Annotated in this window: 13 protein-coding genes; 5 read left to right on the forward strand and 8 right to left on the reverse strand. The window is 41.1% G+C overall.

The window, feature by feature from the left end; genetic code table 11:
* Nucleotides 1-44: 44 nt before the first annotated feature.
* From G608_RS0118280 to ilvD, 6 genes are all read right to left on the reverse strand, one after another.
* Nucleotides 45-704, reverse strand: coding sequence for a methionine ABC transporter permease (locus G608_RS0118280; protein WP_035796223.1), 660 nt, complete (start codon nucleotides 702-704; stop codon nucleotides 45-47).
* Complete coding sequence (locus G608_RS0118285; RefSeq protein WP_026497192.1) at nucleotides 697-1,710, reverse strand: methionine ABC transporter ATP-binding protein; 1,014 nt, start codon at nucleotides 1,708-1,710, stop codon at nucleotides 697-699. Before G608_RS0118285 ends, G608_RS0118280 begins: the two co-directional genes overlap by 8 nt.
* Before the next feature lie 77 nt (nucleotides 1,711-1,787).
* Nucleotides 1,788-2,741: a MetQ/NlpA family ABC transporter substrate-binding protein gene (locus tag G608_RS0118290; RefSeq protein WP_026497193.1), complete on the reverse strand. Its 954-nt coding sequence runs from the start codon at nucleotides 2,739-2,741 to the stop codon at nucleotides 1,788-1,790.
* 397 nt (nucleotides 2,742-3,138) lie between these two features.
* Nucleotides 3,139-4,080, reverse strand: coding sequence for an ABC transporter permease (locus G608_RS0118295; RefSeq protein WP_026497194.1), 942 nt, complete (start codon nucleotides 4,078-4,080; stop codon nucleotides 3,139-3,141).
* Between the two features lie 5 nt (nucleotides 4,081-4,085).
* Nucleotides 4,086-5,417, reverse strand: coding sequence for an ATP-binding cassette domain-containing protein (locus G608_RS0118300; RefSeq protein WP_051209537.1), 1,332 nt, complete (start codon nucleotides 5,415-5,417; stop codon nucleotides 4,086-4,088).
* A 100-nt stretch (nucleotides 5,418-5,517) separates the two neighbouring features.
* Nucleotides 5,518-7,272: a dihydroxy-acid dehydratase gene (gene ilvD, locus G608_RS0118305; protein ID WP_035796226.1), complete on the reverse strand. Its 1,755-nt coding sequence runs from the start codon at nucleotides 7,270-7,272 to the stop codon at nucleotides 5,518-5,520.
* A 116-nt stretch (nucleotides 7,273-7,388) separates the two neighbouring features.
* Here ilvD and G608_RS0118310 point away from each other — a divergent pair, with 116 nt between their 5' ends.
* From G608_RS0118310 to G608_RS0118320, 3 genes are read left to right on the forward strand one after another with little or no spacing between them, the layout of a single operon-like run.
* Nucleotides 7,389-7,892: a hypothetical protein gene (locus G608_RS0118310; RefSeq protein ID WP_026497197.1), complete on the forward strand. Its 504-nt coding sequence runs from the start codon at nucleotides 7,389-7,391 to the stop codon at nucleotides 7,890-7,892.
* 9 nt (nucleotides 7,893-7,901) lie between these two features.
* On the forward strand, nucleotides 7,902-9,083 hold the full coding sequence (locus G608_RS0118315) for a DUF6765 family protein (protein WP_026497198.1): 1,182 nt from the start codon (nucleotides 7,902-7,904) through the stop codon (nucleotides 9,081-9,083).
* Entirely contained in the window at nucleotides 9,061-9,600 is a 540-nt protein-coding gene (locus G608_RS0118320; protein ID WP_026497199.1) for a DUF308 domain-containing protein, read from the forward strand. The genes G608_RS0118315 and G608_RS0118320 overlap by 23 nt, the downstream gene beginning before the upstream one ends.
* Before the next feature lie 72 nt (nucleotides 9,601-9,672).
* Here the strand turns inward: G608_RS0118320 and G608_RS0118325 are convergent, their stop codons facing one another.
* Nucleotides 9,673-10,872, reverse strand: a complete 1,200-nt coding sequence (locus tag G608_RS0118325; protein ID WP_026497200.1) for an MFS transporter — start codon at nucleotides 10,870-10,872, stop codon at nucleotides 9,673-9,675.
* A gap of 222 nt (nucleotides 10,873-11,094) precedes the next feature.
* Between G608_RS0118325 and G608_RS0118330 the strand changes: the two genes are divergently transcribed.
* Together G608_RS0118330 and G608_RS21900 are read left to right on the forward strand one after the other, a co-directional pair.
* Nucleotides 11,095-11,670: a DUF3793 family protein gene (locus G608_RS0118330; RefSeq protein WP_026497201.1), complete on the forward strand. Its 576-nt coding sequence runs from the start codon at nucleotides 11,095-11,097 to the stop codon at nucleotides 11,668-11,670.
* A gap of 12 nt (nucleotides 11,671-11,682) precedes the next feature.
* Nucleotides 11,683-11,928 (forward strand): Fur family transcriptional regulator, encoded by a 246-nt coding sequence (locus G608_RS21900; protein ID WP_035796229.1) that lies wholly within the window; start codon nucleotides 11,683-11,685, stop codon nucleotides 11,926-11,928.
* Nucleotides 11,929-12,078: 150 nt separating this feature from the next.
* On the opposite strand, the gene G608_RS0118340 is transcribed toward G608_RS21900, so the two are convergent.
* Entirely contained in the window at nucleotides 12,079-12,258 is a 180-nt protein-coding gene (locus tag G608_RS0118340) for a hypothetical protein (RefSeq protein WP_026497202.1), read from the reverse strand.
* Nucleotide 12,259 lies beyond the last annotated feature (1 nt).

A 12,259-nucleotide genomic window follows, 5' to 3' on the forward strand; every position in this document is an offset into this window, starting at 1 on the left:
CAATTTATATAATACTACTCTTCACAAATCTATAAAGACTATTTTCAGCGCTTTCTATGATCAAATTTATTGGAAATCTTTGTTCCGATATTCTGTATGATCTGGAAAATAATGATAAGCAGAATTACGGTGATCAGCATGATATCTGTCTGCCATCTGTAATAACCATATCTAACCGCAATATCACCAAGTCCGCCACCACCGACTGTTCCTGACATTGCTGAATAACCAAGAAGCAGACCTGTTGTAATTGTAAAGCCCATCATAAGTGATGTTCTTGCCTCCACGAGAAGCACCTTGGTAATGATCTGGAAATTGCTGGCTCCCATGGATCTTGCCGCCTCAATAACTCCTGCATCAACCTCCATAAGCGATGATTCCACAACTCTTGCAATGTAGGGTGCTGCGCAGATTACAAGCGGAACGATAGTCGCTGTTGAACCATAGCTTTGTCCTACAACAAATCGTGTGAAGGGGATAAGAAGTATCAGCAAAATAAGGAAAGGAATACTTCTAATAATATTGATGACAAAATCAAGAGTTCTGTAAACTATGGGATTGGGCTTAAGTCCCTTTTTACCTGTGACATAAAGCAGTATTCCAAGAGGAAGACCAAGGATATAACCAATGATAACTGAACCCATGGTCATATAGAGAGTCTCACCTATTCCCTGTATGATCATCTCAACAACCTTTTCATTCATTGTAATCTACCTCCGTTACTATAAGTCTTGCATTTTTAAGCTCTCTAATAATAGCTTCCTGTTTTTCTACATCATCCGGGAGACCAAGAATCATCTCTCCCACTGCTCTTCCGCCGATATCCTTTGTATCAGCTTTCAGAATATTGATAGGTGCCTGAACCTTAAGAATCATATTTGCAATAACAGGTTCATAGGCAGTATTCTCTTTAAATACAATTCTGATTCTGCGATCCGCAATCAGCTCCTTCATAGGTGTGTAGCTGATCTTTTTGCCGGAAATAAGCTCCTTGGCTGCATCGGTCCTGGGATGTTCAAATATTGTCTCAACAAGCCCTTCCTCAACAAGATTACCGCCGTCAATAATAGCAACTCTCTTACAAACGGTTGTTACAACCGACATCTGATGAGTAATTATTACAACAGTAATTCCAAGGGTCTCATTGATATTTTTAATAAGCTCCAGAATAGATGCTGTTGTCTGGGGATCAAGTGCACTTGTAGCCTCATCGCAAAGAAGAATCTCGGGATTGGTGGCAAGAGCTCTCGCAATGGCAACTCTTTGCTTCTGTCCGCCTGAAAGCTGAGAAGGGAATGCTTTTTCTTTATCCTCAAGCTTAACCAGCTCTAAAAGCTCCTTGGCGCGACGCTTTGCATCTGCTTTTTTTACACCGCGAATTTCAAGAGGAAAACAGATGTTGTCTATTACATTTTTCTGTTCAAGAAGATGGAAATTCTGGAAGATCATTCCGATGTTGCTTCTGGTTTTTCTAAGCTCCTTCTCTGAAAGGCTGCCAAGATTCACCCCATCAACATAAACCGATCCTTCAGAGGGTTTTTCAAGATAGTTGATGGATCTGACCAGAGTAGACTTACCTGCTCCGGACATACCGATTATTCCAAAAATATCGCCCTTTTCAATATTAAGATTAATATTGTTAAGGGCTACGACGGTATTACCGTCAATCTCAAACTTTTTTGTCAGATTCTTGATTTCAATAACACTCATAAATGCTCCCCAATACTAAAATAGAATTTCTCAGAAATTAAAAATGAGGGAAAGAATTATCTTTCCCTCACTTAATCTTAATCCTCAAAGAAAATTACTGCACCGTCATAGGTATCTTCAATAAATTTCTTTATCTCATCTGATTTCAATACTGAAACCAGAGCCTTAATCTTATCCTGGGTCTCATTTCCTTCGTATACTGTAATGATGTTTACGTATGTCTTAGCTGCTACCGAATCACTTGACTCATAAGCGATAGAATCCTTTGCTACCGAATAGCCTGCCTCTAATGCGTAGTTACCGTTAAGTACCACAAACTCAACTTCCTTGGTTACTCTTGCAACCTGAGCTGCCTCAAGCTCAACGAACTCTATGTTGTATGTGTTTTCCTCGATGTCATTAACAGTAGCTGTAAGATCTGCACCATCCTTTAACTTAATGATTCCATTGTCCTGTAAAAGAAGAAGTGCTCTTGCCTCATTAGTAGTATCGTTAGGGATTGCAATGCGGTCGCCGTCTGCAATTTCATCAAGACTGCTCTTTGTTCCGGGATAAACTCCGAAGGGCTCATAGTGGATTCCGCCTGCACTCACCAGATGAGTACCCTGCTCCTCATTGAAGCTGTTAAGGTACGGAATATGTTCCATGTAGTTAGCATCAAATTCGCCGGACTCTACAACCAGGTTGGGCTGTACATAATCCTCAAATTCTACTACCTCAAGTTCATAACCATATTCCTTAAGAATTTCAGCAGCCTTCTCCAAAATCTGTGCGTGAGGGATAGGCGATGCTGCTATCTTAATAGTTTCGCCGTTTCCGGGAACAATGTCAAGTGCTGAGTTTGATGAAGTTGCTGTTTCTTCACTGCTCTCTTCTACTACGTCTGCCTCAGCTGCTTCACTGCTTTCTGCTACCTCTGTAGCTCCTGCTTCACTGCCGGCATCTGACTTGCCGCATCCTGTCAGGGAAGCAATACCAAGTCCAAGTGTCAGTGTCCCTGCTAATAATCTTCCAAAAAATTTCTTTTTCATAACGTCTCCTCTCATAAATCGTATAAACGATAAAATATGTTTACTATTTTATATTTGCTCCCCGGACAAATCAAGATTTTCTTACATAATTAAATGCCCGGAGTGGTTTCCCCCGGGCATCGGTAAATTCGAATCTGAAATGACAGATTACTGAATACGATTGCCTGACAAATGAGCCAGGTAATCAACCGCATAGCATGCCCGGGAGTTCAACATTCGACAACACATTTTATTAAGATTTACGATACATGTCTTTGTCATCATTTGTTCCTCCTTCGTTTCTGTTGGGTTTATACTATCATCTCATAGCTCATTTGAAAATTTAGATGATTTTATAGTCAGTGATAATTTTTACTTATCCCCCTTAGATTTTCAAATCGGGGTTGTTTAGACTTCTCTATCGCTTATCCTTGTCTATATTTTCAAGCATTATTATAGTTACAATAATATATGCGATGGACCATAGAATCAGTGCCATCCAGCAGCCGACCACTACATCCGGATCAAAAGCGTAAGCAGGATTCTGGTTATATTCAGCAGTTCTCATCAAAATTTCTTCTCTTGAACCATTCTCTTCTATAGCCTTAAGAGCCTCCTGAATTGGCTTTTCTCCTCCTACATCTACACCCTTAAGCTTAACTGCGCTGTTCCAGATAGATACCATCGGAAGTGAATTGTAATCACCCTGTGCGCAAAGTGATGTGAGGCCGAATTTTGTCACAGTGAGATTGGTTAATGGCATTGCCTGTTCCGGAAGATTGAAAAATGCACCGGAAAACAGAAGCTGTACTATAAGCATAAAGGGCATTATAGTCATGGCTGCTGTTGTAGTTTTTGCAAAGGATGATATCAAAAGTGCCAGCATATCCGCAGCATAGGTAATAAGAAAAAGTGTTATTCCAAAATCCAGAATAGGATAAGGGGTAACAAGTGGTTCATTTGGAAGCTTAACCTTCATGGCATCACATACAGATATGGTTATCACAGCCTGCGCAATACACAAGGTCGCCTGATAGATCATGTGGGCCAAAACATAAGAAGATATATGCAGTCCCGATCTGTGTTCTCTTTTGACAATAGATCTCTCCCTGCAGATAGACTGGATGGAATTAAAAAATCCGTTCCATACGCAGATACATGAAATAGCAAAGGATCCCATCAGGGTGCCTTCCATTGTCTTATAGAGATTTCCGCCAACAGCAAAGCATACAAGTCCTGCTATAACCGCAGACATGGGAAGAACCTTCCAGTCATTTTGAAACAGAAACATTCTGAAAAGCTTACCAAGATAGATAATGGTCTGTGAAAAACGTCCTCTTCTTCTGATTTTCTTTTTCATGTTTTTCACCCCATTTCCGCTCTCATATAGTCAGCATATTTTTCGATAAATTCGTCGGCTCTGCCCTCTCCGCCTTCGTCCTTTTGATTTATGGATAAGAGAATTTCCTCCATGGAATTTTTACCAAAGAATTCATATGACTTTTCCACGGGACCATACCATGCAAGTCTTCCCGTTCTTCCGGCATCCTTGGCAAGAACTATAACATCATCAAAAAGATCAATTACTCTGTCCGGAGTGTGGGTGATTACAACAACTATTTTTCCTTCATCTGCTATGCTTCGAAGCTTCTCAAAAAGCGAGCGGGCCACTACGCCGTCCAATCCTGAATCCGGCTCATCAAGAATAAAAAGTGTGGGATCGGAAATAAACTCCATTGCTATCGAAAGTCTTTTTCTCTGACCTCCGGAAAGCTTCTCTACAAGATTATCCTTAACAGTGGTAAGCCCAAACTGCTCAAGTACTTCAGCCACACGCTTTTTCCTCTCTGCCATTGAAACACTTGAAGGAAGCCTTAACATGGCTGCATCCGACAAAGTAAGAGCTACAGTATCGTTACCTCGCATGAGATCCTGCTGGGGAACAAATCCGATATCATACATCATCTTATCGTAATCAAAATAGACATCATCTTCACCGAGAGTTATTCTGGCATCAGCCTTTTCATAACCTGTGACCGCATTCAGATATGTGGTCTTGCCGGCACCCGATCCGCCAAGAAGCAGCACCATATGTCCCTTTGGAATGCACATATGAATATCCTTAAGAAGTACTTTTTTTCTAAAGAAATCAATTACTGATCTCTCATTTATATTGACAGTAAGTCCATCAAGGATACTCTGAACATCAGCGCCAAGCAGCTTGGTTTCCGCCTCTATCTCTCTATCTGTAACCTTTTTCCTGGGCACATATTGAGGTGACAGTCCCCAATAAATAAGAACCGCACCCTCGAATAACACCATTGGTAAAACCCACTTTTTGGATTTCCCAAATACCTTAACAAGCGCTGTAAAGATTCTTACTGAATACAGCAGCTGAGCAATCCTTATTGACAAACAGACAACCTGAAGAAGCGCCCAGATTGCATAGACCTTTTGCCCCATGAGATCCGCTATACCGGACATGACAGCAGCTGCTACGGCAAGTCCTAAATAAACTCTGCCTTCCCTTTCCTTATCAGCGCATACGCCAAGCAGGTATTCTCTAATGAAAGGTACAAACGCCCATCTTCTTTTAATTCCGCACTTATAAAAAATCAAAGCACTTCCGATTGCAGGTAAAAGATACCCAAATACCACTTGAAAACCTGTTGTCAGAAAAAAATCAAAATGTTCCATACATAAAATCCCCCACATATTCTCGCTTATATAATTTTATTATAATGTATAGAATGAAAAATCGAGATTATATAAGCGTTTTTTAGAAAACTTTAATCTTTTATTCCAAATATGCACCCTTCATCGGACTAACAGCATGATCTGCAAAAAGCTTGAGAACTCCTCTCCTATATTTGCTATCTGCCGGTTTCCAGCCTGCTTTTCGCTCATCCAGAATCTTATCTATTTCATCCGGAGTCTTACGCTTACCTTTTACACCGACTATATTGAGTTTTCTTTCCATAACATCAAGTTCTATCAAATCACCCTCTTCCACAAAGGCGATAGGTCCGCCTGCTGCCGCCTCGGGTGAACAATGCCCGATAACAGGTCCTGTTGATGCTCCGGAAAAGCGACCGTCAGTAATAAGCGCAATCGTTTTTCCAAGCTCCTTATCTGAGCTTATTGCTTCCGAGGTATAGAACATCTCAGGCATGCCGCTTCCCTTAGGGCCTTCATACCTTATGAAAACAGCATCGTTCTTTTGTACTTTGTGATGCAGTACAGCATCGAGACATTCCTCCTCGCTGTCAAAGGGTCTTGCGTTAAGAACTGCCTTCATCATCTCCTTAGGGCATGCTGTATGCTTTATTACAGCGCCTTCAGGAGCAAGGTTACCTTTTAGCACGATAACGCTGCCATCTGTACCGATTGCTTTGTCATAGGGACGTATAATGTCTTCCTTTGTAGCCTTGACGTTGTATCTGTTGTTAAACTCCTTAAGGCCTTCTGCACACTTTTCGTAGTAGTCGCTTTCCTTCAGCTCCTTAAGATTTTCACCAAGGCTTTTGCCTGTAACCGTCATTACATCAAGGTGCAGGTGATCCTTTATCTCTTCCATTACCGCAGGCACTCCTCCTGCATAGTAGAAGCATTCTGCAGGCCATTTTCCTGCAGGACGAATATCAAGAAGGTAATGTGCTCCGCGATGAAGCCTGTCAAAGGTATCACCGTCTATCTCTATTCCAAGTTCATGGGCTATGGCAGGCAGATGCATAAGACAGTTGGTAGAACCTGATATAGCAGCATGAACCAGAATTGCATTCTCAAAGCTTTCAAGACTCAGAAGCTTGGATGGTCGCATATCATCATCCCCTGCCATCTCTACTACCCGCTGTCCTGACCTGTATGCATTCTCCATAATGGCATCTCCCTGTGCAGGCAAAAGCGCACTTCCAGGGAGAGCCAATCCCAGCGCCTCAGCCATTATCTGCATGGTGGAAGCTGTACCTATAAATGAGCAGGCACCGCAGCCGGGACATGCATTTTGCTTTGCCCAGTCAAGCTTATCCTGCCCGATCTCTCCTCGCTCAAATCTTGCGCTGTACATTCCAAGCTGCTCCAGGGTCAGCATGTCAGGGCCTGCCTTCATAACGCCTCCGGGAACAAATACGGAAGGTATATCTACCCTGAGCATTCCCATCAGATTACCCGGAACGGATTTATCGCAGCTGGCAAGATATACGCCGCCGTCAAAGGGCGTTGCATTTGCCTGTATCTCTATCATTCCCGCCATCATCTCACGGCTTGCAAGACTGTAGTTTATTCCGTCTGTCCCCTGACTTTCGCCGTCACACATGTCTGTACAGAAATACTCAGCGCCGTGACCACCTGCACTTTCAATTCCCCTTATCACTTCATTGGAAAGCCTTTTAAGATGAACACTTCCGGGATGACTGTCGCCGTAGCTGCTTTCAACATATATCTGAGGCTTGGAAAGATCCTCTTTTTTCCAACCGGTACCAAGTCTTAACGGATCCTGTTCCGGTGCCTTTTCTCTCATCTGCTGACTGACTAAATCCTTCCTAATACTCATGTCTTACTTCCTCCGATATCTGAATATGTCTGATTAAACAGGTCCTATTTACTTTAAAATTATACTATTTCGTTTTAAAATAAAGTATAAAGATTTTTCTTATTGAGGGTGTAAATATGGATAAAGAAATAAGACGCAGGCAAAGTATTCTGGCAACAACAGGGCAGGGTGTCATCGCTTTTGGTCTGTGGGAAGTGATCAAGATAAACCTCTACTATTTGCTTGGCAGGGATTATATTTTTGATGCAATGGGAATGACCGGCACTGAATTTGAAGCCCGTTTTGCTCTGATTTTTTCATGGCTCTTTCTCATGATTTTTGGAGTTACAAATCTCCTTATTAAAATCTACATAGGCAGAGCCGCTATTTTCGAAGCAAATAACTATCATAAAGACAATATTTTCTATTGTTTAGCCATAATAATGACAATAATCAATGCACTAACTCTTTTTAGCTCCGTCCTAAATGTGAATATCGACGAACATATTCCGGATTTTGTTGCATCCTTCCTCGTAGATTCAACTTCACTTTACATGATGATAGAGCTTATTTCATCCACCAGGAAGCTCCGAATTCTTCGAGGTGAAAAGCACGCGGTAAAACATAAAAAGACTATGTGAGGTATTGTCATGCAAATAGATTTTCACTACTATGCGACATATTGCGCAGCATTCCTTGCAGGCTATTCGCACGAAGAATGCATGGATATATGCTACAGCGCTCAATTTGTGGATCTGTGTACAGAGACTTTTTTATCAAGACTGGGAGCTCCTCTCTCTGCTGCAACAACTCAGCTGCAGCTTGAGCTGGCGGATGCGTCATCAGATATAATTAGTCTTCAGAACATCACCAGAATCTGGTCCTCCTTTCATTTTCTTCCGGGAGATCTTTATGCCAAAAAGAAGGGCTGCTCAAAAAGATATCTGAATAAGTACAGACTGATCTGTAATCCAAACGGCGAGCTCCTTGTAAACACAGTCAAACGTGCAAAAAACAATTCGCTTCAGGCTGTGGGCATAGCTATGCACGTTCTTGCTGACACCTGGGCACACCGCTACTTTGCAGGAACTCCGTCTCTTGTCATAAATAATACAGACAGGTATTTCTTTGAACTCATTCCTGACGGTGACAGATGCTTTGAGCGTCGCATAACCTTCAAACCAAATCCGTCCATGACTGATAATCTTAATGAGTCCATATACGTCAACAGCCTTTATCAGAATAAAGAAAGCTCAATTATGAATCTTGGACACGGCAGGGCAGGCCACCTTCCGGACTACAGCTTTATCAGGTATAAATATCTTCCTGCCTGGGGTGACTACGATGAGATAATAAAAGATAATCCTTCAGATTACCTTCACGCCTTCACTCAGATGATAGAAGCCATGAAATATCTGCGAGGAGAGCGGGAAGATTTTGTGGCAGACACCTATGATTTTGACGCCATAGCGCCTTACAGGGAAAAGATTGAAGCTATTATAAAAAAACGGCAGCTTGATTCCAGCAGAGACTGGAAAGCCTTTGGCGAAAAGCTTTCCGGCTGTTCCATAGAGTTCTTCAATGTGAACAAGTACCTGAAAGAATACAATATGGCCACACCAAAAGAAATCGATGATACCTTTATCGGCAGATTTATAATAGCTGCTCTTGGTCAAAAGAGTATGGTCACAAACGCAATCTATAAATCAGGAAACAGACTGGCAGGCTTTTCAGTTGATTATGCCAAAAAAGGTTTTAGGGGAATTGCTGATTACAGAAAGCTTTTAGATCAGTTAAGGAGGGCAGACGATGACAGCCTTTCAAAGAATTAAAAATATTTTTATAGCCTTTATAATGATCATTGGCAGTATAAGCATAGTATGGATCCCTGAAGATGGCATACCGTTGATAGTGCTTATACTGAGTATGTCGCTGACTTTATATGGACTTAAAAATATATTCTACTACTTCTCCATGGCAAAACACATGGTAGGCGGCAGGAGTATTCTGTATACCGGCGTCATAATATTTGATCTTGGGGTTTTTACACTAACCGTAGCGGATAACTCTAATAGCTTTGTTATTTTGTATATGCTTATAATCCACATGTTTTCAGGGGTTGTTGACATCCTGCGAGCTCTTGAATCAAAGCGTATGTCCTCTTCCTGGAGATTCAAATTCACCTCCGGTGCCATAAATATAGCTATTGCCATTGCAGCATTTGTTGCAGGCTATTTGCTTAAGTCCCTGTCTGTGATTGTTTACATCTACAGCGCAGGACTTATATACTCCGCAATATCAAGGATAATCACAGCCTTCAGAAAGACAGCAATTGTGTATATCCAATAACGTCAAAAATTCAAAAAAGGCGCTACACATTTTGTTACAGTGTGTAGCGCTTTTCTTTATATACTCATTCTATTATGCTGCTTTCTTACTTACCTTTGGTATCTTCTCTCCTGTTGCAAGGAACATTGTAACCGTTCCGATTATTGCCATGGCCGCTCCAAGAACTGTAACCGCCTTTACGGATACAAACTCAAGCATATAGCCGCCGATGATGTTGGCTGCGATTCCAACAACGCCCGTGATTCCTACGGCAAGAATGCCCTGAGCCTTTACTGCATCGGAATCATCCACTATGGAGTTTGCAAAATACACTGATGAAACCATATACATTCCGGAGTAGAAAAAGTGTATCAGCATCAGCGCAATGAAAACCTTTATATCTGTAATAAAGATCATTGAAATGAACTTTATTGAAGCTGCTATAGCTGTGACCTTAAGGAGCTTTTGAGCAGTGAACTTTTTAAGGAAAAACATTCCAAAGGCAACTGCCGGCATCTCGGCAAATGCCGTTACAGATAATACCGTGCCCATCTCCGCTTCTGCACCGCCGTAGCTTTTTACAAAATAGATCATGTATGTTCCAAGCATCATCTGCATGAAATAAATAAGCATTACACTTATAAGAAAAACATCATATCTCGGATACTTTCTGAAAAACTCTATGATTCCGCTGGGCTTTTCAGGCTTCTCCATTTTATCGTTATTGTTATCAGCCTTTCTCATGGACAGTAGTGTAAACATCAAAAGAACATAAACCACGCAGAAAATCGGAAGTATGATATTTGCTCCAAACTTCTCCGTGACCTGTCCCATTACAAAGCCTGCTGCCGCATAGCCAAAGGAACCAAGGCTTCTTGCTATACCAAAGTCCACACCGTAGCCCGCATAGTTATACTGAAGGCAAAGTGCTGTAAGCAGCGGCGATATGGAGCTGGTCACACCAAAGGCTGTAAACATACCTATAAAGGTTGCCACATGAGACGATGGCACAAGCCAGACTATTCCTGCTGCCAGAAAAGCCATGGCAATCATAAGCCCCAATATCTGCTTCAAAGTGATCTTCTTGGATTTGTCAGCAAGAGATGATAAATAGGTCTGAAGAAATATTGCCATAACAGAGCCCATGGTTGTTACATAACCTATCTCAGAGGCCTTGAAGCCTCGCGACATCAAAAGAACAGCTGCGAAGGATGATATTAAAAGATAGTCCACCCAATACCCAAGCTGCAAAAAAGAATACTGTACCGTCAAAATTCTGGTTGCTTTTTTCATATAATCCCTCTACATTTACTTAAAAGTTTTCGCTAATTATACATCATCTTAATCGCCCATTAAATACTTATTTTGCACAATTAGATAACAAAAAATATTATGCGATGGAATGTTGTTTCATCGCCATTTAAAGTTACCTATTGCTAACATGATTACAATAGGTTATAATTTCGTTAGCAATTGCTAACGCTTTACTAAATTTTTTTCGGAGGAGCCATAATAATGCCTGATAATATCATAGTTGAGAATTGCTCACCCACATTAGCAGGAATTAAAACGGGAAACATTTTTACAATAGACAGAAGTCTTATATCAGATATAAAGGAAGAACTTTGTGAATTAAATCAGTGCTTTACGGAAAAGGGTCTTCGTGCCATTCCGCTTAAGATAACAGAGAAAAATGTTCTGCTCTACCTATACCGCCCGGACAAGCTAAAAGCTGACCTTTCATCAAAAGAAGCTAGGGACATTCTTCTTGAAAAGGGATATAGCTGCAACTCCATAGAAAGTGATATTGTTCACCTCATTCACCACATTCATAATGATGGATCCTTCCCCCATGAGATTGGTCTTTTCCTGGGTTATCCTCCTGTAGATGTTAAAGGCTTCATGGAGGACACAAGAAAGGGCGTTAAATGCGTTGGCTATTGGAAAGTTTATGGTGATAAGGAAAAAGCAGAAAAGACTTTTTCAAGCTACAGAAAATGTACTGAGATCTACAAAAAATGCCTGTCCGGAGGCAGATGCTTATCTCAGATGGTAGTAAATACAGCCAGCAGCAGATCAGCTGCTTCATAAAGGAAGGCCTTGATGAGTAATGAATATGTAATATCTCTATTAAAGGATAATGGTTTTAGAATAACCAAACAAAGAAAGCTCATACTGGATATAATCCTCAGCAGTGACGGTGCCTCCTGCAAGGAAATCTACCACAAGGTAGTTTCCAAGGACAGCACCGTCGGAACTGCTACAGTTTACCGTATGATAAGACTGCTTGAAGATGTTGGAATCTTAAAGCATATAGATATGATTTCTCTGACAGGTGCAGAGGAATAATATTTGTTGCTTTTCTAAGCAATGATTACAAGAACTTATGTCTTCTCTGTCTGCGTCTTAAGCTGTTTAATAAAAATAAATTCATTTCATATCCTCAAAAAATATTTTTCCAATATACACGTGAATAAAACTAATGTCAACATGTCAGTGTCACAGAGCTGTAAGATAATCCAGTATAAAAGCAAAAGGCACTGCGATACCCCTTGCTGTCTTAAAACCGTCTCCCACTCCGGGAAGCATAATAAGATTCTCTTTTCCTGTTCCAAAACTGATATAATCGCAGTCAGAACCATCCAGTTGGATATTTTCATTTTTGGCATTATAGAACATT

Origin of the sequence: Butyrivibrio sp. WCD3002 (assembly GCF_000424265.1) — a bacterium.
In the GTDB taxonomy this organism is placed as follows: Bacteria; Bacillota; Clostridia; order Lachnospirales; family Lachnospiraceae; genus Butyrivibrio.